Annotated in this window: 22 protein-coding genes; 15 read left to right on the top strand and 7 right to left on the bottom strand. The window is 40.0% G+C overall.

Annotated features, from left to right (window positions below; genetic code table 11):
• Positions 1-22: 22 nt before the first annotated feature.
• The 5 genes from LMH66_RS13625 to LMH66_RS13645 all read left to right on the top strand — a co-directional run bounded on the left by LMH66_RS13625 (position 23) and on the right by LMH66_RS13645 (position 8,305).
• A complete protein-coding gene (locus LMH66_RS13625; RefSeq protein ID WP_229370653.1) occupies positions 23-754 on the top strand; it encodes an oxidative stress defense protein in 732 nt (243 codons plus the stop codon).
• Between the two features lie 250 nt (positions 755-1,004).
• Positions 1,005-1,937, top strand: coding sequence for a dihydroorotate oxidase (locus LMH66_RS13630; RefSeq protein ID WP_102528108.1), 933 nt, complete (start codon positions 1,005-1,007; stop codon positions 1,935-1,937).
• A gap of 337 nt (positions 1,938-2,274) precedes the next feature.
• Complete coding sequence (locus tag LMH66_RS13635; protein WP_229370654.1) at positions 2,275-4,443, top strand: cation:dicarboxylate symporter family transporter; 2,169 nt, start codon at positions 2,275-2,277, stop codon at positions 4,441-4,443.
• 363 nt (positions 4,444-4,806) lie between these two features.
• A complete protein-coding gene (gene bshA / locus LMH66_RS13640) occupies positions 4,807-5,973 on the top strand; it encodes an N-acetyl-alpha-D-glucosaminyl L-malate synthase BshA (protein WP_229370655.1) in 1,167 nt (388 codons plus the stop codon).
• Positions 5,974-6,049: 76 nt separating this feature from the next.
• Positions 6,050-8,305 carry a cation:dicarboxylate symporter family transporter gene (locus LMH66_RS13645; protein WP_229370656.1) on the top strand — a complete coding sequence of 752 codons (2,256 nt, stop codon included), beginning with the start codon at positions 6,050-6,052 and terminating at the stop codon, positions 8,303-8,305.
• An 85-nt stretch (positions 8,306-8,390) separates the two neighbouring features.
• Here the strand turns inward: LMH66_RS13645 and LMH66_RS13650 are convergent, their stop codons facing one another.
• From LMH66_RS13650 to LMH66_RS13660, 3 genes are read right to left on the bottom strand one after another with little or no spacing between them, the layout of a single operon-like run.
• A complete protein-coding gene (locus LMH66_RS13650) occupies positions 8,391-8,870 on the bottom strand; it encodes a GtrA family protein (RefSeq protein WP_229370657.1) in 480 nt (159 codons plus the stop codon).
• Complete coding sequence (locus tag LMH66_RS13655; RefSeq protein ID WP_229370658.1) at positions 8,870-10,342, bottom strand: ArnT family glycosyltransferase; 1,473 nt, start codon at positions 10,340-10,342, stop codon at positions 8,870-8,872. Before LMH66_RS13655 ends, LMH66_RS13650 begins: the two co-directional genes overlap by 1 nt.
• Entirely contained in the window at positions 10,339-11,556 is a 1,218-nt protein-coding gene (locus tag LMH66_RS13660) for a glycosyltransferase family 2 protein (RefSeq protein ID WP_229370659.1), read from the bottom strand. Before LMH66_RS13660 ends, LMH66_RS13655 begins: the two co-directional genes overlap by 4 nt.
• A gap of 169 nt (positions 11,557-11,725) precedes the next feature.
• On the opposite strand from LMH66_RS13660, the gene LMH66_RS13665 reads away from it, so the two are divergent.
• Positions 11,726-12,400, top strand: coding sequence for a response regulator transcription factor (locus tag LMH66_RS13665; RefSeq protein ID WP_229370661.1), 675 nt, complete (start codon positions 11,726-11,728; stop codon positions 12,398-12,400).
• 2 nt (positions 12,401-12,402) lie between these two features.
• The gene (locus LMH66_RS13670) at positions 12,403-13,734 is read left to right on the top strand and encodes a sensor histidine kinase (protein WP_229370663.1); all 1,332 of its coding nucleotides are present in this window, start codon (positions 12,403-12,405) and stop codon (positions 13,732-13,734) included.
• Between the two features lie 91 nt (positions 13,735-13,825).
• On the opposite strand, the gene LMH66_RS13675 is transcribed toward LMH66_RS13670, so the two are convergent.
• On the bottom strand, positions 13,826-15,175 hold the full coding sequence (locus LMH66_RS13675) for a metal-dependent hydrolase family protein (protein WP_229370665.1): 1,350 nt from the start codon (positions 15,173-15,175) through the stop codon (positions 13,826-13,828).
• A 297-nt stretch (positions 15,176-15,472) separates the two neighbouring features.
• On the opposite strand from LMH66_RS13675, the gene LMH66_RS13680 reads away from it, so the two are divergent.
• Positions 15,473-15,775: an NINE protein gene (locus LMH66_RS13680; RefSeq protein ID WP_102528112.1), complete on the top strand. Its 303-nt coding sequence runs from the start codon at positions 15,473-15,475 to the stop codon at positions 15,773-15,775.
• Between the two features lie 14 nt (positions 15,776-15,789).
• A complete protein-coding gene (locus LMH66_RS13685; protein ID WP_102528113.1) occupies positions 15,790-16,035 on the top strand; it encodes a TM2 domain-containing protein in 246 nt (81 codons plus the stop codon).
• Between the two features lie 95 nt (positions 16,036-16,130).
• Here the strand turns inward: LMH66_RS13685 and LMH66_RS13690 are convergent, their stop codons facing one another.
• Both LMH66_RS13690 and LMH66_RS13695 read right to left on the bottom strand, forming a co-directional pair.
• Complete coding sequence (locus tag LMH66_RS13690) at positions 16,131-16,700, bottom strand: hypothetical protein (RefSeq protein ID WP_229370666.1); 570 nt, start codon at positions 16,698-16,700, stop codon at positions 16,131-16,133.
• 263 nt (positions 16,701-16,963) lie between these two features.
• Positions 16,964-19,201 (bottom strand): acyl-CoA dehydrogenase, encoded by a 2,238-nt coding sequence (locus LMH66_RS13695; RefSeq protein WP_229370667.1) that lies wholly within the window; start codon positions 19,199-19,201, stop codon positions 16,964-16,966.
• 319 nt (positions 19,202-19,520) lie between these two features.
• On the opposite strand from LMH66_RS13695, the gene LMH66_RS13700 reads away from it, so the two are divergent.
• Both LMH66_RS13700 and LMH66_RS13705 read left to right on the top strand, forming a co-directional pair.
• Positions 19,521-20,087 carry an SOS response-associated peptidase gene (locus LMH66_RS13700; RefSeq protein ID WP_229370668.1) on the top strand — a complete coding sequence of 189 codons (567 nt, stop codon included), beginning with the start codon at positions 19,521-19,523 and terminating at the stop codon, positions 20,085-20,087.
• Positions 20,088-20,648: 561 nt separating this feature from the next.
• Positions 20,649-20,879 carry a hypothetical protein gene (locus LMH66_RS13705; RefSeq protein ID WP_229370669.1) on the top strand — a complete coding sequence of 77 codons (231 nt, stop codon included), beginning with the start codon at positions 20,649-20,651 and terminating at the stop codon, positions 20,877-20,879.
• A gap of 236 nt (positions 20,880-21,115) precedes the next feature.
• On the opposite strand, the gene LMH66_RS13710 is transcribed toward LMH66_RS13705, so the two are convergent.
• Complete coding sequence (locus tag LMH66_RS13710) at positions 21,116-21,742, bottom strand: DsbA family protein (RefSeq protein ID WP_229370670.1); 627 nt, start codon at positions 21,740-21,742, stop codon at positions 21,116-21,118.
• A gap of 232 nt (positions 21,743-21,974) precedes the next feature.
• Between LMH66_RS13710 and LMH66_RS13715 the strand changes: the two genes are divergently transcribed.
• The 4 genes from LMH66_RS13715 (at position 21,975) to LMH66_RS13730 (ending at position 26,373) form a co-directional block, all read left to right on the top strand.
• Complete coding sequence (locus tag LMH66_RS13715) at positions 21,975-22,253, top strand: peptidylprolyl isomerase (RefSeq protein ID WP_102528118.1); 279 nt, start codon at positions 21,975-21,977, stop codon at positions 22,251-22,253.
• A 72-nt stretch (positions 22,254-22,325) separates the two neighbouring features.
• A complete protein-coding gene (locus tag LMH66_RS13720; protein WP_229370671.1) occupies positions 22,326-22,988 on the top strand; it encodes a sulfotransferase family protein in 663 nt (220 codons plus the stop codon).
• Positions 22,989-23,159: 171 nt separating this feature from the next.
• Positions 23,160-23,849: a DUF2057 domain-containing protein gene (locus tag LMH66_RS13725; RefSeq protein ID WP_229370672.1), complete on the top strand. Its 690-nt coding sequence runs from the start codon at positions 23,160-23,162 to the stop codon at positions 23,847-23,849.
• 283 nt (positions 23,850-24,132) lie between these two features.
• Positions 24,133-26,373 (top strand): penicillin acylase family protein, encoded by a 2,241-nt coding sequence (locus tag LMH66_RS13730; RefSeq protein WP_324295179.1) that lies wholly within the window; start codon positions 24,133-24,135, stop codon positions 26,371-26,373.
• The last annotated feature ends 96 nt before the right edge of the window (positions 26,374-26,469 follow it).

A 26,469-nucleotide genomic window follows, 5' to 3' on the forward strand; every position in this document is an offset into this window, starting at 1 on the left:
TTCTATTATTGCTGGAGCAATTATGACTCAATTAATCAATGTGAACACACTAAGAAAAACCTTGTTAAGTACATTAATCGCATCTGGGCTCGTTTTCGGTTTAACAACCAATACCGCAATAGCCGCTAGCTATGATTTCCCTCACTTAGAAACCGTTGGCACCAGCCAAGTTAAAGTAGCCCCTGATATGGCAGAGATTTCAGTACAAGTAAGCTTAACCAAAGATAACGCTAAAGAAGCTAAAACAGCGGTTGATAAAGCGGTCGTTAAGTTTATCAAACGCCTTAAACAGGCTGGTGTCAGTAAACAGGACATTCAAAGTGCAAACTTGCACATTCAACCGCAATATCATTACCCATCAAACCAACCTAAAGAATTAACCGGTTATAGTGCTAGCAGACAGTTGACGGTTAGCGTTAAAGAGTTAGTTAAGTTAAACGACATTCTGGATTCAGCTCTAGAAGAAGGCATCAACCGAGTGCAAAATATTGCTTTAAAATCATCCGATGAAACCCAAGCTATTGAGCAAGCAAGACAAGCAGCCATTAAAGATGCAAAGCAAAAAGCGCACGCTCTAGCGCAAGGTTTTGACCGTGAACTCGATGGCGTATGGGAAATACGTTACTTAACACAGCACCCAGTGCAACCCGTAATGATGAGAATGAGCGCAATGCAAAGCGATATGGCAGAAAGTTATCAATATGGTGAGGTGAGCGTTGAAGAACGTGTAGAAGTTATTTATCGCTTAAAATAAACCCTTATGAACTGGTGACCTAGCCGCTGCAGGTCACTTTGAGTTTCTTGTTTGTTTGCTCTAGTTAACACTATTACAAATTTATTGTCTCTTTTGCTTTTTTCTTGTTTCTAATCAATGTCTATATTGTCTTGCTGAATAAACTATGTCGCAATTTGGCGGTGAATAATTTAAAACCTTTCAAAAACCTTAATCACCTCAAAGCGGTCGTATTGTTTTATCCATACTAATTCAGTCAAGAGGACGCTTCATGAACATCGATTTATCCACTCAAATTGCTGGAACACAGCTAGACAGTTATTTGATGAATGCCTCTGGCCCTAAATGTACCACTTGGGATGAGTTGCACACCATTGCACTATCCAACTCGGCAGCCGTGGTAACCAAGTCTTGTACGATTGAATCGCGCGAAGGAAACCCTGAACCTAGATATCAAAACCTGCCATTAGGATCTATCCAGTCTATGGGGCTCCCCAACCTTGGATACAAAGCGTATTTAGAAATGGTGCCGCAATTAAAAGCCTTGGGGAAACCTGTCATTGTCAGTGTTTCGGGCTTTAGCGTTGAAGATAATATTGAAATGGTCACCGCGTTTCAAAACAGTGACGTCGATTTAATTGAAGTAAACTTTTCTTGCCCTAATATCCCTGGTAAAGCTCAAGTCGCTTATGACTTTGAACAAACAGACCAAGCACTTGCCGCTATTACCGCCTTAGGCAATAAACCTATTGGGATTAAATTAGCGCCGTATTTTGATATGTCACACTTTATTGCAGTGGCCAATATCATCAAGAAATACCCAGTAAAGTTCATTACCTGCATTAACTCTATCGGCAATACCTTAGTGATTGATCCGCACACAGAGCAACCTATCATTAAACCTAAAGGCGGCTTTGGTGGTTTATGTGGAGATTACATTAAGCCTATTGGCCTTGCCAATGTGCGCGCATTTCGTGAACTGTTAGATGATGATGTTCAAATCATCGGGGTTGGCGGCATTAAAACCGGTATCGATGCGTTTGAATATTTATTAGCAGGCGCGGACGCGGTACAAATTGCTACTTGTTTTGAAAAAGAAGGCGAAGCTTGTTTCGAGCGTATTGAGTCTGAGCTTGCTGAGTTTATGCAATCTAAAAACTATCAATGTATTGCTGATGCAAAAGGCAAACTAAAGCCACTATAAACCCCCTTAGCAAATCCATTTACATCTAATAGCCAGTTCATTTGTTCTGGCTATTTTTATGGCCATAACTAAAGTTAGAGCCAATAGCTATCACCACCCCCCCCCAATTCCTCGCCAATTTATTAGCATTTACTAACCTATTTTATCGCTAAAATTTATTCGTTAAAGTCTGACTATTGATTAATAAGACTGTTAATATTGATTTAAATTAACAGCTTCACCACTTAAAACCTGACAATTGATAAACTTTCAGTAACCTACTATGCAATAAATAAAGCGCTTAATGAGCCTTAAGACTCAAACGCCGCAGGCATAACATAATAAATGGATACGACACGTGGTTAAAAAATTACTTTCAATGACCAGTTCAACACAAATGCTAATTGCCATGTTTGTCGGTTTTGCTGTTGGTATTTTCTTTGGCGAATCCGTTGGCTGGCTAAGTACCATAGGTAATGGTGTCATCTTATTAATGCAGATGACGGTTTTACCCTACATTGTTGTATCGCTGATTGGCGGTATTGGGAAACTGCAAAAAAGTACTGCTATCTTAATTTTTAGTCGCGCGGGACTTATCATGTTGCTGTTGTGGTTGGTCGGATTGGTGCTTACTGCATTAATGCCATTGTCATTCCCATTTGTAGAATCCGCCTCCTTTTTCAGTACCAGCATTATCGAACCTGTAGAACCGATTAATTACTTCAAGCTTTACATACCATCAAACCCATTTGAATCCATGGCTGCAGGTTATGTACCTGCTATGGTGGTATTTAGTATTGCGATGGGCTTGGCACTCATCGGCATGGAAGGTGATAATAAAAACCAAGTGCTTTCTTTCATGCACACCATTACCGAAACGTTCTCACGCATTACTCAAGGCTTAGTTAAAGTATTACCGATTGGTATTTTCGCTATGTCCGCAGCGGCTGCAGGGACGATGGGGGTCGATGAATTTGCCAGTATGCAGGTGTATTTAATCAGCTACTTTGTCTTGTGCTTATTGCTCACCTTTGTGATTTTACCTTGGATTGTTTGCTCACTAACACCGATTACATATATGCAAACCGTCAGCATTACTAAGGCAAGCTTAGTAACCGCGTTTGCTACTGGTAATATCTTTATTGTCATTCCCGTGATTATTGAAGAATGTAAGCAGATCATGCGTGAGCATAATAACCTTAGTGAAGACGGCTTAACCCTAATTGAAATTCTTGTACCTATTGCCTTTACCTTCCCAAATATCGGTAAACTCACGGTTATTTTGTTTGTTTATTTTGCTGGCTGGTTTAATGGTACCCCTGTTGATATCAGTGCTATTCCTTCCTTATCGATTAGTGGCCTGTTATCACTATTTGGCAGCGTTTATGTTGCAATCCCCTTTATGCTCGACTTAGTGCATTTACCTTCTGATTTATTCCAATTATTTGTTATGTCAGGCTTTATAACGGGTAAATTTAACTCTATTGCTGCGGTAATGAATTTATTCGCATTAACCTTACTGACAGTTTGTTTGTTCCAAGGTTGTCTTAAAATTCGTGCGCCGCAATTAATTAAAATGTCTGGTGGCCTAGTGGCCAGTACCATAGTCACCATATTAGTGTGTCGAATTGGGATGGGGGTATTTATTACTAGCCCTGAAATCACTAGTGGCGTGATTGCCAATATGAAAGTAGCAGACAAAGTGCCTACTAAAGTCACCCGACAGTTTCCTGAAGTAGGTAAAACACCCTCTCAGCCAATAGTCGATGTAAAAACGATCAGAAAGCGTGGCGTGCTAAGAGTCGGTTATATTCCAAGTAATGTGCCCTTTAGTTATTACAATAATTCAGGGCAATTGGTGGGTTTTGATTCTGCGATGGCCACTAAACTAGCCGAAGATTTACATGTTGATATCGAATTCATTCCTTTTCATAAAGATAAGCTTGCTGTGTCATTGCAAGCAGGCTTTTTTGATGTGGCTATGTCAGGGCTTGCCATGGATATCAAACAAATGGATCGCTTAAGTTACAGCGATCCAGTATTAGAACTCAATATCGCCATTGCGACTAAAGACCACCGCGTCAATAGCTTTAAAACCAATGAGTCGATTATGGCCATGGAAGATGTCACCGTGGCTTATGTTGAACATGATGACAAAATCAAAGAAGCCAAAAAGCAGTTGCCCCATCTTAAATTTGTCAAAATTGAAGGTTACAAAGATTTCTTCAGGCAGAAAAAAGACAAGTACGATGCTGTGGTTATCAGCGCAGAGGCGGGATCGGCCTGGACCTTATTCTTCCCTGGTTACGGCATTGCCATTTTAGAAGATAAAAACCGTTACCCTGTGGCTTATGCGGTGGCTCAATCGAACCAGTCATTACTGAACTATATTAATAATTGGCAAAAACTGCGTAAGGTCGATGGTCATCAACAAGAGTTTTATGACTATTGGATGTTAGGTAAAGGTGCCACTACACCTCAGCCTCGTTGGTCTATTATTCGAGACGTTTTACATTGGGTTGATTAACTTCTCAATCAACATTTGAACCCAAATAGTTTGCCTTAAAGCCTAATGTATCAATATACATTAGGCTTTTTAGTCTCTTAAAAGTGCTTATTTTCCCTTACCTTAAATTGTCATATTGTCGAATTACAGTATAAAGCGAAGGTTTTTTATTTATGCATAGTGAATAGTGAATAGTGAATAGTGAATAGTGAATAGTGAATAGTGAATAGTGCATTGTCATTATCTCGCTGAACAGATGCCCCATACAGTTAGATAGAAAAATATTGCAATATTCAAAAAGTTAACCTAAAAATAACATTACGATTATTATTCATAATTGCCATTTCATTGCGCTGAGCACGCAAGTAAGGATACGAGTGAAAAATGATGAATAAGTTACGCATAGGTATTGTCTGTCACCCAAGCATTGGTGGTTCTGGGTTAGTGGCCACTCAGTTGGGTATTGGCTTAGCAAAATTAGGTCATGAAGTGCATTTTATTGCCCATAAACGACCATTTAAGCTTATCCAAAATTATAGTAATGTTTACTTTCATGAAGTAGACGAAGTAAATTATCCTTTATTTGAAGGTCCACTACATACCTATTCGTTAACCGCCAAAATTGTCGAAGTCGTCGAACAATATCAATTACATTTGATCCACGCTCATTATTCTATTCCTCACTCTTTATGTGCATTTCTAGCCAGTAATATCTGCCAATATTCATTCCCGATTGTTACCACTATTCACGGAACTGATGTCACGATTGTCGGTCAAGATAATGCGATAAAACGTTTAAATACCTTCAGCATGAATCAAAGTACCTTATTAACGACAGTATCCAATTTCCAGCGCCAATATATTCAACAAGAATTTGAAATAAACCAACCCATTAATGTGGTGCATAACTTTATTGATGCCAACGATTTTACCCCAGAGTTAGTTGACCAAAACCTAAGACGAACATTGGCAAATGATGACGAAAAAATCTTAATGCACGTTTCAAATTTCAGGCCGCTAAAAAACACCCAAACCGTCGTTAATGCTTTTAGTCAATTACACTGCGATGAAAAAGTCAGGCTAGTGCTGGTTGGTAGCGGTCCGGATATCGAAAAAATTAAACAGCAATGTAGTCAACTCAACATCTTAGATAGAGTCCGTTTTACTGGTTCAGTGAACAAGGTAGAACGCTATATTGCTAATGCAGACTGTTTAATTCAGCCAAGTTACCGCGAGTCTTTCTGTATGGTTATTCTAGAGGCAATGTCCTGTGGGGTGCCAACGGTTAGTAGCAATGTTGATGGCATTCCTGAGGTCGTCGAAGAAGGTGTAACAGGCTTTATGCATCCACCTGAAGATGCGCAAAGTATGGCTAGCACCATTAGCAAGATTTTTGCTGATAACCAGTACCAACAGCAACTTGGAAAAGCTGGGCGTGCAAGAGCGATTCAGCACTTTAATACTGAAATTAAAGTTAATCAGTATGTCGATTGCTACCACCAAACACTCGCGATTCATGGCCAAGCGCAACAGCTTGTTAGTTGCAGCTAACTCATTCAGTTAGTGTATTAGTCGCAAGCAATAGCAATATCACCATTCGCGAAATAGAGCATATAAAAGGATTCATATGGCAACGGCCACACCAGACAATGATAAAACAGATCCCACTAATAATACTGCACAAAGCCCAGAGCAAGCACAGGCGGTTTCGCCCGCCAATAAAGAACCTAAAAAGAACAAACTCAGCATGTCGAGTTGGGTGTTACTCTCCTTTGCTGGCGGCATCATTGCAGGGCTATTTTTTGGCGAAATGCTCGCGTGGATGTCTGTAATTGGTGATGCTTTTATCAAGCTTCTACAAATGACCATCATCCCTTATATTATCGTGTCGCTTATTTCGAGTTTAGGCAGTTTAACCTTAGAGCAAGCAAAATCTCTGGGCGTTAAAGTGGGTAAATTGATGCTAGTCATTTGGCTATTGGGTTTACTCAGTATGTATTTGATCAAATACACATTTCCTGAGTGGCAAGCGGGAGAGTTCTTTAGCTTAACTGCGCTCCAAGACCCTAATTCAGTCAATTTATTAGACTTATATATCCCATCTAACCCATTTTTTTCATTATCGAATAGTTACATCCCAGCCATTGTATTATTTTGTGTCGCCACAGGCATCGCGCTTATTTCGATTAAAGACAAAGAGTCTTTGATGCGACCTTTGCAATTATTAGGTGAGTCTTTTAATAAGGTCACGCAAAGCATTGTGATGCTCATGCCCATTGGCATTTTCGCCATGACAGCGGCCACCGCTGGCACCATGGATTTTGACGAGTTTCAAAAATTGCAGGTGTACTTTGTCGCTCATGTGGTAATGACGGTGATTTTGACCTATTGGGTGTTGCCGGCAATCATTATGGTGATCACCCCATTTTCCTACCGAGACACTACAGGTATTGCTAAAGACGCGATGATCACTGCATTTGCGGCAGGTAATATTTTCATTATTTTACCTTTACTCATTCAACGCACTAAAGAGCTATTCCATAAGTACAATATCGGTGATGAGCAAACTGATGATTACGCCAATATCATTATCCCAGTGGTCTTTAGCTTTCCTAATTTAGGTAAGCTCCTCACCATTGTATTTGTGTTATTTGCTGCTTGGTTTTCAGGTAAAGAACTCGATTTCCTCAGTTATTTTCCTATGTCTGTTAACGGGCTGATTAGCTTATTTGGTAGTGTCTATCTGACTATTCCGATGCTTCTTGACTCATTAGAATTATCATCTGATCTATTCCAGCTTTATATGGTGTCTAGTTTGTTCACCAGTCGATTTACTTCGCTATTAGCCGCAATGAATATATTTATTCTCGCCATCGGTGGCACAGCCATGCTGGCAGGTATTGCTAAAATCAGCATGAAGCGACTCATTCTTTGTAGTGCCATTACCCCAGTTGTTTTCGGAATCACGCTGCTAGGCACCAGTTGGGTATTGAGTAGTATCGTTGATACTGAATACAACATGGATGAAGTTGTTGCTCAAATGAGCTCTGCTGCAGAAGTGCCTGAAGAAATCACGGCTTTTAACTGGTCAGAAGAACTTGAAGTGAATGGCCCACGAACCATAGAGCAAATAAAACAAAGCGGGCTATTACGCGTTGGCTATAACCCTGTTCAAGTGCCTTTTTCCTACTACAATGCTGGTCAGGATCTTGTGGGATTTGATATTGAAATGATGCGAAAACTTGCCGCTGAACTTGAAATTAAAGTGGCATTCATTCCTTATAGCTCAGCCAATGTGCTGGATGGCATCAACAGTGGCTTATTTGATGTCACCATTTCGGGGCTACAAATGACCACCTTCCGTATTGGCTTTGTCGATTTCACTAATCCCATACTCGATTTACACTACGCCTTTGTCGTGAAGGATTACCGTGCTGATGAATTTAAAACAGATCAATTAATCCATGAAGCTGAAAAGGTGAGAGTGGCCTCTGTCGGTGACTACTCCATCATTCCGCACATTCAAGAAAAGTTTGATAATGTTGAGTTTAGCTCTATCGACTCAGACAAGTTATTCTTTGAAGATGATGGTGAAAACTATGATGCCTTATTAATTAGTTTAGAAGCTGGCAAAACATGGACGATTTTATACCCCGAATATACTGCCATGTATAACCGTGAAGAAATTAAATCCTTCCCAGCTTCATACGCTGTAGCTAAAGGTAATCACTCGCTGCATACCTTCTTAAACAGTTGGCTATCCATCCAACAATCCTCAGGTTATGTCGACACACTTTATGGCTATTGGATTTTAGGTGAAAATGCCCAACCTAAAAAGCCTCGTTGGTCGGTCATCAAAGATGTTTTACATTGGGTCGAGTAAGCAACTTGAATCAATTAATGCTAATTGAGCCCTTATTTAGATAACCAAGCCTAACAGAGTTATTAAGACTCAATGAATGACAATGTTAGGCTGGTTGGTTTTTAAAGGTAAAGTGATTAGAGCCAAGCCAATTCACTATCAGCCCCACTAAGACTCCCACTGCAAAACTAATGATTTCAACTTGTATGCCAGTTAGAGTATTCGATGTAAATATTACAAGATCTAGATCCTCTAACGTTAAAGTTGACGCCAGTAAATGCAAACGCATCAGATGAAAAGCCCCCAGGTTTGCCAGCGCTGATATTGCTGCAATCGTAATGACCCAGCGACATTGCTTAAGAGTGCTTAGTTGACTTCTTTCCCTAAATGTAAATTTTCGATTCCCAAACCAAGTTAACCCTAGCCCAACCATAAATGCTAAAGTTCTGGCTACAAAAGGCTGCCAAGCAGCAAGTTCAATCAAGCTTAAATAAATAGATAAATCAACAATGAAGCTTCCACCACCCACCAGTAAAAATGAAACCAGAGGATTCATTTTTACCGCTGATATGGATGAGCCAGTCATTAATGCTCACCACATAATATGAGTACTTTTTTGCGCGTTTCAGATTCAAGCAAACAACTTTCTAAGACATCTTGTTCTTTTAGTTGCTGTTTGCTCACAACAATGTAATAAGGACGTAGATTTAACTGCTGTAGTTGCTCTTCATCATTCACGACTACCGCTTTGCCCTCACTGTAATAGCGCGAAGAGAATGGTTGTTTGAACCAGTAATATACGGGTAAATCAAATACTCTTTGATTCAACAGCCACTTATCACTTTTCTCTTTGCTCACACCAGAATTAAGTACCACTAGCGCCGTAATTAATAACAATGGAATACTGCTAGAAATCATCACAAATTGGCTAATCTGTTGATTACGCCAGGCATAAGCAATAAGCAAAGCCAGTGCTGGTGTAGCAGGTAAAACATACGCAGGTAAAATATTGCCTGCAAAGGTAAATAAAATCAGTGGTGCTGCCATCCAACACAGTAAAAACTTAGTAAAGTCATCAAAACCTTTTTGCTGATACTCTTCAGTTGCTTGACTAGCTTCATGCCCAGTTTCTTGTCTAGCCTTTTGTTCAATTAACACATTCGCTTTCTGATAGAGTCGATATAAACCGCGAGGTATAAATAACGACCAAGGCACACAAGCAGCTACAAAGTAAATCCAGATGGTACCGCGGACTTCATCATGTGCGCTGCCGTATAAGTCTCCTTTCCACCCACTATCCACGAATCGAGACCAATGCTCGCCAACAATAAAGTATTGAATAAATCCTGGAGTTGCTTGTTCCGCCATCACATACCAAGGCATGGTCAATGCGAGCAATAACAATAGCCCTGTGAACAATGGAATTCGCAGCCATAATTGAGCCCACATCTTAATTGGACCAAGGGTCCACAACAGCCACAAAAAAGTCGCGATACCAAAAATGGCGATAGCAACCGGCCCTTTGGCCATCAAACCAATGGCCAATCCAATAAAGCCCAAATAGCCCCACAAATACTGACCTTGCCAAGCCAAGTAAAAACTGACAAATGCTAGCGTTAGTCCCAGTAATAATCCCATATCGGTCATCACTGTTCCCATACAAACGTAAAATGCAACAGTTGTGGTTAACATAGTCGCTACTTTGAAACCATTAATCGCGAATGTTTTTGCCAGCTTTACCACCAGCAATAAAACAACTAGTCCAACTAAAAAATGCGGTAACCTTAGAAAAAATTCATTGTTACTAAACAATTCTATAAAGCTGGCACTCAACCAATTTTGTAAAGGAGGCTTGCCCCAAAAAGGCACACCATAGTCAAATTGTGGGGTTAACCAATTGCCCGTTTCAGACATTAATCTAGCCATTTCCCCATAACGTGCTTCAGTGGTATCCATCAACGGATATAATGCCAATGACAATAAACGGATCAATAATGCAGCAACCAGCACCACTGCGATCTTGGGATAATATTGTAGGGCTAACAACTTTGACTTCATTTGACATTTTCCAAGTTAAACTGATATTGATTCAAACTTTTAGGCTGCACAAATTGCTGTTGTCTACTTAGAACAATATCTTGGAAACTTTGTGTGTTTTGTCTTTTGCTCTCAGCCAATTTAGATGTAGCTGCTAACTTAGACTTTACTAAATTCCCTTTTTTAGGCGTTTGCAAAGCAAACTGATTACCCGGTTTGTTTAATTTACTATTTACGCAAGCATGCTGAAAAGGAAAAACAGTATGGGGAATACTGTGCTGATGATAGACATCCTCAACAATAAACACTGGGCGCTGCTTCACTTCCATAAATACTCGACCTAAGTATTCGCCAATTAACCCCAGTGCTAATAACTGAATGCCTGCTAAAAATAACTGAACTGCCATCATTGAAGCATACCCTGCAACGGCTTCACCATAGACTAAAGTTTTTAGTACGATCCAAGCACCATAAACTAAAGAGCTCAGCCCAATAGTCACACCAAACCAAGTAGCTAATCTAAGCGGCTTAAAGCTAAATGAAGTGATCCCATCCATCGCTAACCCCACTAATTTGCCGTAATTCCACTTTGTTTCACCGACACTACGAGGGTCGCGATCAAACTCTATGGTAGTTTGGGTAAACCCTGGCCAACTTAAAATGCCTTTCATAAATCGGTTACGTTCAGGCATGGCATTGATATGATCAATAACCTGCCTACTCAGCAACCTAAAGTCGCCTACATTCTCAGGCACAGGAGAGTCAGACATCCAATTCATTAAGCGGTAAAAACAAGCTGCTGAAAAGCGTTTAAACCAAGTTTCACCTAAGCGCTTTTTACGGCGCATATTGACAACTTCATAGCCGGCTCGCCATGCTTGCAGCATTTGAGGAATAAGCTCTGGTGGGTCTTGTAAATCTGCATCCAGCAAAATGATAGCGAGTCCTCTTGCCTGTGCAAGCCCCGCTGACATCGCAGCTTCCTTGCCAAAGTTACGGCTTAGTTTTATACATTGATGTTCACAATCACTTAAGCGCAGTTGTTGAAGTAATGCCCATGTCTCATCAGTGCTGCCATCATCAATAAAGACTAATTCACAGCGGTCGTTTATTTGTGATAGCACGCTATTAAGGCGTGTCATCAATACATCAAGACTTTTTGACTCGTTAAACATGGGAATGATGATCGAAACACAGATTTCAGATGGGTTTTTATCATAATTTGAATGATGCATGCGCTATTCCTACAGAACAAAATATGCCAACATCTTGAAGTAGTGATAGTGTAAAAAATGTCATTGACATTTTTTCGACAAAAAATTTGTAACAATAGCGCTGATTTATTCACTCTTTATTGCCAGTGCCCCTCATGATAGACAAGCTCAAGCAGGAACTTAGCCGCCAATGAAACTACTTATCATTGAAGACAACCACGATGTCGCAGGTATTTTAGGCGATTTTTTTGAAGCTCAAGATGCTGACCTTGATTACGCGACTAATGGTGAACTTGGGCTCAGTCTCGCACTTGAGGAAGATTTTGACGCCATCATTTTAGATTTAATGCTCCCTAAAATGGATGGACTGACCTTATGTCGTTCGCTGCGAGAGCAAGGCTGCACGACGCCAGTACTGATGCTTACTGCACTGGATAATAAAACTGACCTCATGACCGGCTTTGATAGCGGCGCTGATGATTACTTGGGTAAACCTTTCGATTTAGATGAACTTGATGTACGTATAAAAGCATTGATTAAAAGGCATAGAGGTAAAGTGGCTCAAGCAACGCTTAGGTTTGGTGAGCTTGAACTCAACATTGCCCAGCATCAGGTTAAGCGCCGAGGCATGAAATTGGCGTTAACGCCAACGACGTACCAAATTTTATTATTACTCATCAAAAATGCTCCTAATGTCGTGACTCGCGAGCAGCTTATCGATGAAATCTGGGGACAGCACCCACCGGGAAATGACATTTTACGAAGTCATGTTTATCAATTAAGAAATCAACTCGATAAACCATTTGAGCAGCCCATGCTAATGACCGTACCCAAAGTCGGTTTACGGTTAAGCCAAGGAGAATGACCTTGAATTCAAGAAGCATATCAAGTGCCCATGCAACCACTAGTAATAGTTCAACTCAATCTTTTGTTGGTCGTCTGTCAGTCTATTTTGTATTAATCGGTCTGTTAGCATCTGGGATGATTTACCTGATGATGATATATATGCTGCAGTGGGTTGAAGATGAGGTCAGTCTTAATAATTTACGTGACAGTGCTCCTTTCGTTATTAAACAATTTCAAAAAGGCGTCCCAGAGCCTTTAGTATTACCGCCCAATATTACTGCTTTTTACAGCAGCGACTTTATTCCTTCTCACTACGGGGAGTTGCAAAATTATCCGTTGGGCTTTAATGGTGAAATTAATGATGACCTTTCAGAGTTATTTTTATACCGTTCTGAGTTTGTATTAAATGGCCAAATGTCCCAGCTTTATATCACTATGCCTGCTGAAAACATTGAGCTCAGCAGCGCCCAATGGACAGGTATCAATACCTTTGTTATTGGTTTTACTATTGGGTTAATACTGCTATTTAGTTACGCGATCATAAAATTGTTTAAACGACTCATTGAGCCCATCAACCAATTGAGCCTGCAGTTAGGTAGTAGCACTACTCCTGAAGCTTTCAATGTCAGTCAAAGTGCTGCCAAAGAGTTTGGTATTTTGACTGACAGTCTCAATCGTTACCGTCAGCAAAATGAAACCTTAATAAAACAAGAACAAGCTTTTGCAAGGTATGCCAGTCATGAGCTACGAACCCCTCTTAGTATTGTTCTAGGTTCGGCCAAATTACTTGCTCAAAAACCTGATGAAGACTTTCAACTTCGACAGCGGGAACGTATTACCCGTGCGGCTCAAGATATGCAGAATACCGTAGAAGCTTTATTGAATATTGTTAAACAGGAAAAGTCTTCCCATGAAAACTCGCCGCGACTATTTACTGAACAAGAGTTAACTCAAACACTTGAAACCACCGTCAATCAGGCAAAAAAATTAGCCATTAAAATCTCTGTTGAGTGGCACAGTTCGCCTACTGTTCAGCCAAATTCAGCGGTAATAAAGATGCTGTTAACCAATTTAGTCAACAATGCGATAAATGCCCGTTGCGAGCCGTTACCAGAGGGAGAAAAAAGTTGGATTAACATTGCAGTCTTCGATAAAGAAATTATTATTGAAGATAATGGCCAAGGCTTATCGGATAGTGAAAAAGGTCATCAAAGAAGTGATTCTGGAGGCCACGGACTAGGGCTGACAATAATCGATACTTTATGCCAGCGCTACAATTGGCAGTTTACACTTGCTTCAAACCAACCTAGGGGTTGTATCGCAACGTTAGTCTTACCGAAGCTGGCAGTGTAAGTGAGAGTGTAATTGAGAATGAGAGTTAGAGTTAGAGGTAATGCTGAATTACGGGTTAAGTCAGCATTACCTCTACGTCATCTACACTGATTTATTGTTTATGGATGTCGCCAGACTTCATCACAAACTGCACATCAAGTAATGCATCGATTTGGGTTAATGGACTCACTTTCATCGCGATAACATCAGCTTGTTTACCTTGCTCTAAGGTGCCGATTGATTCTGACATCCCCACTAAATCAGCACCATTAATGGTGGCAGAAATTAAAATATCTTTGTTCGACATACCTGCTTGAGACATCAGTACCGCTTCTTTAGCGTTATCACCATGACGAGACACACCGCTGTCAGTTCCAAAAGCAATCTTTACGCCTTTTTTATACGCATTGCCAAAGTTATTTTGCATGTCATTACCCACACGAATCGCTTTCGCTTTAATCGCATCAGACATAAAGTTGCCTTTCGAGTTCGCCATTTGCACTACAGTATCACCAGCCAATAAAGTCGGAACTAAATAAGCTCCAGACTTTTTAAACAACTTAATCGATTCTTTATTGGCATAACTGCCGTGCTCAATACTGTCGACTCCAGCTCGAAGCGCTGCATTTATACCTTCAGCAGCATGGGCATGACTGGCAACCTTGCGCCCTAATGCGTGAGCGGCATCAATCACTTCTTTTAATTCATCATTGGCCATTTGCTGACCTGTACCAGTATTGGTATCAGACAACACCCCACCTGTTGAGGTTATTTTAATGACATCTGCACCATATTTAATTGCACGGCGAGTCGCGCGGCGACAATCAAAAGGGCCATCACAAATGGTTTTAGAGGTCAGCATATCCAATAAATCTGGGCTTTTACCGTCCACATCTCCATGACCACCTGTGACCGACACACCGCCTGATGCAACAATTCTTGGACCAGGCAACCAGCCCTTATTGATTGCGTCACGCAGTGCATAAATTTGTTCTGGTTTGGCGCCTAAATCACGTACTGTAGTAAAGCCTGCCTGTAAGGTCTTATTTGCAAAATATGCACTTCTCATTGCCACATCTGCATCTGACATCCGAAGCGCTTCACTGTCATTTTTAGGCCCTATTTCACCTTGTAAATGCACATGCATATCCATCAAACCTGGCATGACAAAACTGTCTTTTAAATCTATATATTCAACGGTATCAGTCGCTATTACCTTATCTTTTGATAAAGTGACATAGCCCTTTTTTACTTCAGTAATTTTGTCATCTCTAATGATCAATGAGTATTGCTGCAATGGTTTTTCACTGGCAACGGTTAACAGCTCACCGGCATGAATAACCTTATAATCAGCTGCGTTTACAAAGGGAGATATTGCGCAAACTAGTATAGCTATTGATGAATAGCCTAGGCGCTTTGTTAAACTGTCATGTCTCGTATCGTGTTGTGTTCTTGTCAACATTTGATTCCCTTATGCCCATTGCCAAAGCAGTCATTTTTAACCAAGTCTTAACATGCCTAATTAAAACAACAATTACAATAACCCTTTCATTTACCAAACCATTAAAACATTGAATATAAGATAAAATTTCATACTCAATATACAAATCTCAATTTCAATACTCGCTAAAAAGCCACACTCGAGCACCTTAACGATAAGATCTGAGACACATTCTTAAGTTAAATTTAACATTTGTAATTGCTTAAGCTAACTCTTTGCTATATAAAAGATTTAAGATTTTCATCAAGGAGGTTGAAAGTGACTGAATCAGTCAAGTCTGATAAAAAATACGCTACTGCGGTTATTTTATCGGGTATTTTTGGCGTTTTAGGAATTCACCATTTTTATTGTGGCAGAGTTTTACATGGTTTTTTCGATTTAACGTTAGCCATTGTTGGCATTATCCTAATACAGTTTGGAGATGTTACGCTCACCCTCATAGGTGCAGGTCTTATTCTTATTGATGTTATACACACTGTTGTAGTGACATTTATGCTTCTTGTTGGAAGCTACAGAGACGGGAAAGGTAAATTAATTACCTATCCAGGACAAAAAATATAATTAAAGGATTTATTATGTCAGAAGTTCAAACAGCAGAAACACCTGTTCAATTAAGCGAAAAAGGTTTCGTACCAACACTACTTTTATGCTTCTTTTTGGGCTCTTTAGGTGTGCACCGCTTTTACACAGGTAAAATCGGTACTGGTATCTTAATGCTACTTACTTTAGGTGGTTTAGGTATTTGGACATTAATCGACTTCATCATGATTGCAGTCGGTAGTTTTAAAGATTCTGAAGGTAACGCGATTAAAGCATCTTAATTGCTAATATAATCACATTACTATAATTAGGCTGTCCGACATATTCGTGGCAGCCTTTTATTTTTCTTAAGATACATTGATACTTTTAATCCTTTTCAAAAGCTCAAATCGACTCCCCAATACACTTGCTCCGCATCATTTACAGACAGAGAAAACGCCCCTAGGTTTTGAACTGAAGAAGTATCATTATGCTTTAAATAGCGAAATCCCAATTCAGATGTAAATGCATTACCAAAATCAAACATTAATCCTGTCTGAGCGCCAAATACATAGCAACTATTTGAATCATAGTAAGTTTGATCTATATCTGTGATTTGAAACTCATGACCGCTTAGCCCTACTGATGCACCAATAAACCAACTCACTTGATTCGATGGCTCTAGAAAAAATAATTTATCATAAGAAATAAGCACACCTTCATGATACGTCATGTCATCAGAGTTAAAAGAATACGTTCCGTATAAGCGACTCGCATCACCAATGTCGACACTATTTCTTATTTGATAATTAATCCCCCGTTCTTCACTGCTAGATAAACCTGAATAAGATGAAGTACTGTGAGTTTGATAACCCACAGTTCCACCAATAATGATATCTGCAGCGTGTGAAAACCCAGGAAGTAAACACATCACAATTACGTTTGTCATCAAAGATAATCGTGCCATTTTGCCTCCTAGATCAGTAATAAGTACTTTATTATTTACCAAACTAAGCTAAGAAAAATGCTGCCAAGCTCAAATTTTCACCTAATGAAATACCTATAAGGTAAAATTTTGTTCAATCTGTGATCTACTTAAAATTCGAACTGATTATATATTTTGTTATTTCCATTTCTTTTTAAATACAAAAAGGCCGCTTAATAGCGGCCTTTTAAATTGGTTTACTTAAACAGTAAGAGACTTAAACAGTAAGAGACTTAAATTTATCTTTAGTTAGCGATTTTTAAGTTTGCTTTGTCTGAGATTAGATTCAAATCAAAATCAAACTCATCAACTCGAATCGCTCGCTCACGTTTTAGATTATAGTCTTGTAATTGCTTGTGCTCATCCACTGTAATGACATTAGCTTGAAGTGCATTATCAAGCGTAATTGAGAAGCGAACACCCGCTTTAAATACACGCTGTTTAAGTGATTTTTTCACTTTTGACAACAGTGGTAAACAAGCCATTTTAGCGAGATAAGCTTGCTCATTAATGTAATTACCATCACCAGCAACCGGTTTAATCAAGTGTGTTAATTGCTTTTTAAATGCAGTATCAAGCTGAGCTTGCTCTGCTAATTCACGCACCAAATCATCATTCACTTTTACCATTTTACCTGAGTAAGTCATGGTGATTAAACGCATAAACTGACGCGTAGGCTTAGACGGGAAGTTCTCTAAAAATGCCAATATGGCTTCTTCAGCTTTACATAAAGACCAACGAGTCGCGTACTCAAAATATGGCTTAGCTTGGCTACGTTCTTCAGCTGACACTTTCTGCTCGTAAAAACGAATCGATGCCATTGCTGCATACAGGTAGCTCATTACGTCACCTAAGCGAGCTGACAGCATTTCTGCTTGCTTTAGTTTTCCGCCTAAAACAAGTAGCGAGAAGTCTGCATAAACTGCTAATTTTGATGCCAATTTATGTACAGATTTTTCGTAACCTATGACTTCAGGTAATGATGATTGCGCAGGTGCGGTAAAGGGTAAAAGACCCAATTTAAATGCACGCAAGCTATTACCAACACTGTAACCAATTGTTTGTCTGAAGATACGATTAAAGGTTTTATCAGCATCACTGGCGTCACTATGAATAGACTCAACCATGCTTTGTAAATGTGGATGACAACGCATAACACCTTGACCAAATATCATTAGGTTACGGGTTAGGATGTTGGCACCTTCAACTGTAATTGCGATTGGCTGAGCTACATAACCTGACGCTAAGGTATTTTGTGGACCGCGCTGAATCGCTTTACCCGCTTGAATATCCATAGCTGAATCAAGAATATCACGACCTAATTCTGTCATATGGTATTTGGCAATCGCCGTTACCACTGATGGCTTTAAGCCAAGACCTAAGCCTTCAGTAGTCAATACGCGCATGGCTTCTTGTAGGTAAGTTTTACCTGCGATATCAGCCAGCTTCTCCTGAATACCTTCAAACTTACCAATTGATAAACCAAACTGCTCACGTACTGCAGCGTATTCAGCAGAAGACTTAAATGAGCACTGACTGACTGATACACCTAATGCAGGTAATGAAATACCACGGCCTGCACCTAAACAGCTAACCAGCATCTGCCAGCCGCGGCCAATTTTCTCTTGACCGCCAATGATGAAGTCCATAGGGATAAACACGTTTTCACCACGAGTCGTACCGTTATAGAAACGACAGCCCATAGGATCATGACGGTTACCAAGTTGTACACCAGGATGTGATTTTGGAATAAGCGCACAAGTAATACCCAGTTGCTCTTTTCCGCCCAACAAGCCTTGTGGATCTTCGACTTTAAATGCAAGCCCTAGCACCGTCGCAATAGGCGCTAGAGTGATATAACGTTTGTCCCATGTCACTGAAAGGCCAAGCACTTCTTTACCTTCGTATTCTCCCATAGTGACGGTACCGATATCAGGAATACCACCAGCATCACTACCAGCTTCTGGGCTAGTCAGTGCAAAACATGGAATTTCTAAACCGTTAGCTAAACGAGGTAACCAGAAGTTACGTTGGTTCTCTAAACCGTAATGCATTAACAATTCGCCAGGACCTAGCGAGTTAGGCACCATTACAGTAACTGCCACAGCAGAACTTTTAGCAGCAATAGTCGCAACGATGGTTGAGTTAGCATAAGGACTAAACTCTAATCCACCGTAAGACTTTGGAATAATCAGCGAGAAAAACTTATTCTCTTTTAGAAAAGTCAGTACATCGTCTGGCAAGTGCTTACCATTTTGAATATCAAAATCATCGACCATTTCAATCAATGTCTGCACAGGGCCATCTAAGAAAGCTTGCTCATCAAGCGATAAGGTTGCATTGGGAATATCACGTAATGCAGCAAAATCAGGAATACCTTGATAAATTGAGCCTTCTAACCAAACATCGCCCGCATCTAATGCTTCTTGTTCAGTCGTTGAAATACTCGGCAATACTTTCTTAAATGTTGTTCTTATGCTCATAGTTCTACACTCATCAGACCAGAATAATAGTGTGCATTACGTCACAAAAATTAAATTAGATCAAATATTCTAATTGGCAAATAAAGCTAATATTTACAGTAACAAAGCCATCGTTAAAAATAATTATTGCCAATTCATGAACTTACACGTGTACGCTGAAGATAAAAATAATTTAAAAATTTATACGCTCGTTTGAATTTTTATAAAAATTGACCAATTAACGAGACTTTTTTATGAAAATAATCTCAAAAAAATAGTTTTATAATGCTAACGTTAACGGGACAATATTGTTCAATAACTTAATTGGAAAGGACAAATTATGTGTGGCAGATTGGAGGTCTTACTTGATGGCATGAAAGGACTACTCGATCCACTATTTGACCAGCCATTGAGTATTCAAACGAATCTTGATTTAAGGCCGACAGATCCAGTTACAGTGCTGAGTTCTACAAATGGTAAGCTTATTGCTACTCAGCAAAGTTGGGGGATACAACCTGAATGGTCCAAAAAACTCATCATTAATGCCCAAGCTGAAACTGTCGTAGACAAACCCACATTTGCCGAGGCATTTAATCAACATCGATGCCTGATCCCATGTAGTGGCTGGTTTGAATGGCGCGATGAAGGCCAAGCGAAAAAGCAAAAGTACCGCTTTTCCCATGCGGCTAATAAACCTTTATTCATGGCTGGTGTCATTTATCCAGATCTCCAGCAATTAGTCACCTTAACCATTAAACCTAATGATAAGTGCGCCCAATATCATCACCGCATGCCGCTATTTATCCCCTCAACAGCCATTAGCAGTTGGCTCAACAATACCCCAGAGCAAGTCAGCGATTTGATGCAGCCATTACCAAACGAGTGGATCAAAGTGTCAGCAGCATGAACTCATGAGTCAACTATATAGTCGTAATAGATTTCACAACCAAGAGTTTCAATGTCTGTGATTTCTTGCCTGTAAATTCAAAAGCCCGTAAATTCAAAAGCCTGTAATTTCAAAGCTTGTAATTTCAACAATAACAATTCGTTCATCTTGGGTTCATCTTAGTGACAATATACTGCACATAAACTGATAATTGATGCTTAGATACAAGCCTCAAAACACATTTTAAAGTTTGAGAATTTTATTAAGCAGATCACAACCTTGAAAATTAACTATGATAGAAGATGTAAAAAAGTGGCTTTAAGCGCTCTTTTAAGTTTTAATTAACATAAATCAATAAGATGGTATCGTAGGTAAAGTAATTTAAGTTTAAGAGCTCACTCTTCTGCTTAACATTGCATTACGAATACTAAATTAAAATGTGCTAACCAATATTCAGTGTCCTTAGTTATAAAGTAACGGATTTATTTGCATTAAGAGATGCGGTCATTGAGTCAGCGCGAATTGCTCAGGTTTAACACCTAGCATGGGCGATAACGCCCCTTAACTGATGATGGAGTTACTATGAAATATTTAGCTATGATTGCTGCACTTATGTTTGCAAGTTCTGCTTTTGCTGTTGATTGTGTTGATTGTCACGAAGCAATCAATGTTGAAGAACATGCTGAAATGGATGCAACTCTCGAAACATGTAATGATTGTCATGGTTTTACAGACCATCACGAATTAGATGCTGATCTACATACACCAGATTTAACAATCACTGAATGTGCTGATTGTCACGGTGTAGACTAATACCCTTGGGTATTTAAGTCCTTTAACCTTGATTTAAGCACTGCTTAATGCAGATTGACCATTTACCAGATTTGGCCAAGCTAGTTCACTAAATCAAGCGTTAACCTCTCTGAAAGAGAATAAAAACCAGTTGATCGCTCAGCTGGTTTTTTTATATCTGTAATTTGTTAATACCCTAAAGTCCATATAGAGACCAACACAGATGGTATTCTTGAGTTAGCTAATCTTCTTATTCATTATAAGGCCTTAGTTATCGCATCTATCGTCGTTTGGGGATCATGGTAATCCAAGGGTAACCCGATATTTTGTCCATTCACTTGCAATACCAATGATGGAAAACCTCTAATCGGTAATTGATGCACAAAATCCAATTCTTTCATAAATGCTTGTGCTATTTCTGCTGACGATAAACGTTCAGCAAAAACCGTTTTATCAATACCTACACTTTCTGCTGCTTCAATAAGCGTATCAAGATCTGATGGGTTCTTTGCCTGTAAGTAATAAGCCTGTTGAATCGCAAGCATCATTTCTGACTCAAGAGCAAATTCTCTAGCAACTATACACGCTCGACAAGCTGGATAAGTTGAACGCCTTGGTTGACACTCTTGCCAAAAAGCATGATTAAACTCCGTACCGAGTTGCTGGGCAATTTTATGCCATGTTTGAGCTAAAAACTGCTGCATTTCTGCTGGCATCGGCATATCTGAATCAGGCGCTAAACCACCCACTTTATAGTCAATTGCAAGGGTTGGGAACAGTTCGATTAACTGGGTTTTTAATGCAAGTAAGGTAGGTTTATAGCCCCAACACCAACTGCACATAGGATCATAAACATAAATCAATCTTGCGGAGGCTGTCATCATCAGGTTCTCTCAATCAGCGGGCTTAATTAGGGGCTCTAAAACGAGCATATTAACGTGCTAGTTTGCAAAAATTCATCCTTCATATTAACCCATATCACGCTGTTATAACGAATACGTAAGCTATATAAACTCAGATTAATCACAAAAATCATCATCGCCCCCAACTGCCACTCTGGCTTGCAAGTTATGATTCACGTTATAATTAGCGGCTATATTATTGGAGAGTATCAACATGGCCAGAACTGCGGCTGCATTGCACATTTTAGTTAAACATAGACAGCAAGCTGAAGATTTAATCAAGCAACTAGAAAAAGGCGCTAAGTTTGACGTACTTGCCAAAAAGCACTCTTCATGCCCTTCTGGTAAAAGTGGCGGTAACCTCGGTGAGTTCAAAAAAGGCCAAATGGTGCCTCCGTTCGACAAAGTTTGTTTTACAGGTGAACTCATCACCCCACACCTTGTTAAAACTAAATTCGGTTGGCATGTGATTAAAGTCTTATACCGCACTTAAATTGCACAAATTATTTAAAAGAAATAGTTGAATCTAAGCACTCACACCAATTTAAGGCTGTATCTAGCTTCTATGAATAAAGTTTTTATTATCGGCCTTCCAAGAACAGGTACCACCAGCGTCAGTGTCGCCTTGTTAGAGCATGGTTTTAAGGTTGCACATATTGGGCTAACTAAAAAAGCCTTTGAAGTGGCTGATGTGGTTTCTGATGTGCCTTGTTTTTGTGATTACCCGCAATTAGATAAGATTTTCCCTGGTTCCAAATTCATCTATATCAATCGTCCTATACAGCCTTGGATTAATTCAATTCAAATGCTGCTGACAAAGATGGCGCCTAATCTGGCCGATAAAACAGGTACCTTTCACCCCATTTTGAAGCGGTGTTTTAAGCAGACTTTCGGCGATTTAAGTGCCGACGACTTACTGGACGAGGCTCGCTTAAAGCAATGTTATTTATCTCATCAGCAAGCTGTGTACCGTTACTTTGCTGACAGAGATGATTTACTGACGATTAAGCTTAATGAACCAAATAGCTTACACACTTTATTGCGCTTTATTGGTGTCAGTGACAACGTCATTGCTGACAATAACACTACAGATTTCCCTGTATTAAATGTCGGCAGTCATGTGGCAAGCTGGGGCGAGTATAAACACCCGAACAAAGTAAATACCAATTTAGCAGGTGTTGAACACCGTAAGTTCTTTGATTATCAAAAGTTAGGCTTAATGGGTTAGCAACAAGGCTTGATCAATTAAAAACAAGTCCTCTGCATTATGTAACTCTTGTTAGGTTTGCTATAACTTAATCTTGCATACTTGGCTGTTCGTGAATGCAGGTAATCCCATAAACATCAAAGTCGCAGCAATCAGTGTTATGAAGCGGCCCTTAGCTCTAATGAGAATAAAATGAACTCAAAATCCTTATTTTTTAGCCTATTACTATTAACCCTTACTCCATTAGCATATGCTGCCAGCGTGTTAGAGCTCCCAACAAGTGTTGAAGTTAAAGTGCTCAATGGCCAAGTTTATAGCGGTGATAGAGATATAAAGCTTTCTGAAGGTGAAAACCAAATTGTATTTAATTATGTGGTCAACTATCGCGATAATGGCATGCAAACCCAATTTAACTCCAATGCTGTAGTGTTAACGTTTAATGCTCAGAATGACCGATATGAGTTAACGTTGCCAACAATTCGCAATAAAAATGCTGCCAACAAGTTCAATAAAACCCCCAGTATGACTCTCACCAACAAGCAAGGAAGTACTGTTTCTTTTCAAAGTGAAGCTTTGATTAAAGCTGGCTTACAAATTGGTCGTGATTACCCAGAAGAAATGATTGCCTACAACCAAGCTGGCCACATTGCTTCAGTGCCACGTTTCGCACCTGCCGCTCAGGTAGCAGTAGTACCTATTGCCGCAACGGCGGCGTCAGCTCCACCTATCAATCATCCAGCTGAACCTGTCACACCAAACCTTGCCGTTAAACCTAAAACCATTGCTGAAGATCAAGCCGAAATCGGCGAAATGCTTGATTACTGGTATAACAAAGCTAATGATGACACCAAGGCGAAATTTAAAGCCAAAATCAATCAATAAACCTAATTTAAGCCAACTCAAAACAAGTGCAGTTAGCTCAAACTCAGCGATGCAGAGCTAACTGATTCATTTTTATTTGCTTTTATCTGTAAAACTTCAAAAACTACTTTTAACATTTCAATAACCTTGGTTATGATAGGCAGGTCACTCCAATGGGTAATTAAACATGTCAGTCAGCCTTAATAAGGTTTTACAATCCAAGATAACCAAATACACACTTGCCTCGCTGCTTTTGTTTTCTTCAGCCATTATTTTAGCCGTATACTGCGTGTTAAGGCTGAGTATGCCAAGTCTATCCAACACTATTATCAGTGAAGATATTTCAGCACCAGTCACCATTGAGCGTGATACCTTAGGTACAGCAATCATAACGGCGAATAGTCGAATTGATGCCTCTTACGCCATCGGCTACGCCCATAGCCAAGACCGCTTTTTTCAAATGGATTTACTGCGTAGAAACTCAGCGGGCGAACTTTCTGAAATCTTCGGTAAAGCTGCATTAGACCTAGATAAGAGTCGCCGTTTTCATCAGCTTAGAAAACGTGCCCAACATATTTTTGAACAACTTCCTGAGCAAGATAAAGCCTCCTTAACGGCATACACAAAAGGCGTTAACCAAGCGCTTGCCGACCAAACTGTATTGTCATTTGAATATCTTTTAACAAATTCATCTCCCCGTGAGTGGCATGAAACAGACAGTTTGTTAGTGATTTACAGTATGTACCTAGATTTGCAAGGCAACACGATCAAACGCGATATGGCATTAACCCAATTACAGCAAGCTTTTGGCAATGATATGCTCGCATTTTTAATCCAGCCTAGTCATCATCAAGCAGCATTAGATAATAGCCAAATAACGCTTTACCAAGGCAGTATTCCACAACTTGAAGAACAAATTCTCATTAGCGCGATAAATCAAGATATTGAAGAGCCAGTAGAAGTGGGCAGTAATAACTGGGCAGTGACTAGCCAATTAACAGGTACTGGCCGCGCCATGTTATCTGATGATATGCACTTATCTTTTGCTGTGCCGATTATTTGGTATCGCGCTCAACTCAACTACCCTAACACTCATCGCTCAGATGCAGATAAATCAAATAACATGAAGCAAATTACAGGGGTATCTCTGCCTGGCGCCCCCGCCATTGTTGTTGGCTCTAACGGAAAGTTAGCTTGGGGCTTTACCAACAGTTATATCGATACTGCAGATTGGATAGAGATCAGCTCAGACACTGAAATAGAACTTGAGTACGAACCCATTGATTTACCCGAAGGCCAGGTTAATTATACCGTTCAAGTATCCAAATATGGCCCTGTCAAAACTGTTGCCGGTATCGACTATGCCTTATCTTGGGTCGGACATACTGATTATGCCGTTAACATGGCATTGTTATCTTTAGAAAATGCACAAAGTGTTGAGCAAGGAACAGAGTTGGCTACACAAATCGGCATTCCTGCGCAAAATATGCTGTTAGCAGATGCTCAAGGGAACGCCGGCTGGAAAATCGCAGGAGCAGTTCCTGCACGTGATAATCCTTCCGATACCGCCCAATCCACTAATGGTTATCAACAAGATAATTGGCAGCAACAACAAGCGGTAATGCCTGAAATGATTAATCCTGACAATCATCGTATCTGGACTGCTAATTCAAGAGTTTTATCTGCTGAAGCGCAATTAAGATATGGCGATGGCGGCTATGCTCTTGGCGCTCGCGCCGCGCAAATCCGCGACCGATTACTGGCTAAAAATAACTTTACTGAAGATGATTTTTATCAGTTACAACTGGATAATGAAGCGCGATTTTTAGCGCCTTGGCAGCAATATTTACTTTCGGTGCTCAGTGAGCAACCTGTGTTATTTGCTGAAGATATAAAACACATTTCCAGTTGGGGCGAGTGTGCCTGTGCTGACTCTGTGGGTTATACCCTCGTTAGAAAATTTAGAACTGCGTTAATCGATCAAACCTTTGCCCCTATTGAAACCGAGCTGAAACAGCGTAGTAGTGGCTTATCGGCTATCAAGCGTTATTTAGAAACACCTATGTGGCAAATATTGAACCAGCAACCAGCAACATGGCTACCTAAAAATCATACTAATTGGCAATCCTTTGCTGTCTCGGCTTATCAAGATTCCACTGCAGCTTTACTTAAAAAACATAGTCCAAAGAAAAAACTAACCGATTTACGCTGGGGCAAGGTCAACCAACTGACCATTCAACATCCCTTTTCGAAACAATTGCCGCAATTAAGTCGTTGGCTAGATATGCCTACAATTGAAGGTTTTGGTGATAGCTTTATGCCTGCTGTACAAGGTAAATCTTTTGGCGCTTCACAACGCTTTATTGTGCAACCTGGGGCTGAGCAAGATGCCATTATGTCGATACCTGGCGGTCAATCAGGTCATCCCTTGTCCCCCTATTACCGCAATGGTTATGAGCAATATGCCAAGCAAAAGCATACGCCTTTATTACCAACTGAAATTGAACATAAATTAGTGATAAACCCTTTCGTGGATAGTCATTAAAGCAAATGGCGCTAAACCAACAAGCGCTAAAGTAAATGACAGCAAAGCCAATGACTCATTTTGATTGGCTTTGCTACACCTGCCTTAAACGTTTTT

This window comes from Shewanella sp. 10N.7 (genome assembly GCF_020806285.1).
In the GTDB taxonomy this organism is placed as follows: domain Bacteria; phylum Pseudomonadota; class Gammaproteobacteria; order Enterobacterales; family Shewanellaceae; genus Shewanella; species Shewanella electrodiphila.

Bases quoted from the DNA above. Each gene is read 5' to 3' on its own strand.
- LMH66_RS13625 (WP_229370653.1), top strand. From the start codon at position 23: ATGACTCAATTAATCAATGTGAACACACTAAGAAAAACCTTGTTAAGT.
- LMH66_RS13630 (WP_102528108.1), top strand. From the start codon at position 1,005: ATGAACATCGATTTATCCACTCAAATTGCTGGAACACAGCTAGACAGT.
- bshA (WP_229370655.1), top strand. From the start codon at position 4,807: ATGATGAATAAGTTACGCATAGGTATTGTCTGTCACCCAAGCATTGGT.
- LMH66_RS13645 (WP_229370656.1), top strand. From the start codon at position 6,050: ATGGCAACGGCCACACCAGACAATGATAAAACAGATCCCACTAATAAT.
- LMH66_RS13650 (WP_229370657.1), bottom strand. From the start codon at position 8,870: ATGACTGGCTCATCCATATCAGCGGTAAAAATGAATCCTCTGGTTTCA.
- LMH66_RS13655 (WP_229370658.1), bottom strand. From the start codon at position 10,342: ATGAAGTCAAAGTTGTTAGCCCTACAATATTATCCCAAGATCGCAGTG.
- LMH66_RS13660 (WP_229370659.1), bottom strand. From the start codon at position 11,556: ATGCATCATTCAAATTATGATAAAAACCCATCTGAAATCTGTGTTTCG.
- LMH66_RS13665 (WP_229370661.1), top strand. From the start codon at position 11,726: ATGAAACTACTTATCATTGAAGACAACCACGATGTCGCAGGTATTTTA.
- LMH66_RS13675 (WP_229370665.1), bottom strand. From the start codon at position 15,175: ATGTTGACAAGAACACAACACGATACGAGACATGACAGTTTAACAAAG.
- LMH66_RS13685 (WP_102528113.1), top strand. From the start codon at position 15,790: ATGTCAGAAGTTCAAACAGCAGAAACACCTGTTCAATTAAGCGAAAAA.
- LMH66_RS13690 (WP_229370666.1), bottom strand. From the start codon at position 16,700: ATGGCACGATTATCTTTGATGACAAACGTAATTGTGATGTGTTTACTT.
- LMH66_RS13695 (WP_229370667.1), bottom strand. From the start codon at position 19,201: ATGAGCATAAGAACAACATTTAAGAAAGTATTGCCGAGTATTTCAACG.
- LMH66_RS13700 (WP_229370668.1), top strand. From the start codon at position 19,521: ATGTGTGGCAGATTGGAGGTCTTACTTGATGGCATGAAAGGACTACTC.
- LMH66_RS13705 (WP_229370669.1), top strand. From the start codon at position 20,649: ATGAAATATTTAGCTATGATTGCTGCACTTATGTTTGCAAGTTCTGCT.
- LMH66_RS13710 (WP_229370670.1), bottom strand. From the start codon at position 21,742: ATGATGACAGCCTCCGCAAGATTGATTTATGTTTATGATCCTATGTGC.
- LMH66_RS13715 (WP_102528118.1), top strand. From the start codon at position 21,975: ATGGCCAGAACTGCGGCTGCATTGCACATTTTAGTTAAACATAGACAG.
- LMH66_RS13720 (WP_229370671.1), top strand. From the start codon at position 22,326: ATGAATAAAGTTTTTATTATCGGCCTTCCAAGAACAGGTACCACCAGC.
- LMH66_RS13725 (WP_229370672.1), top strand. From the start codon at position 23,160: ATGAACTCAAAATCCTTATTTTTTAGCCTATTACTATTAACCCTTACT.
- LMH66_RS13730 (WP_324295179.1), top strand. From the start codon at position 24,133: ATGCCAAGTCTATCCAACACTATTATCAGTGAAGATATTTCAGCACCA.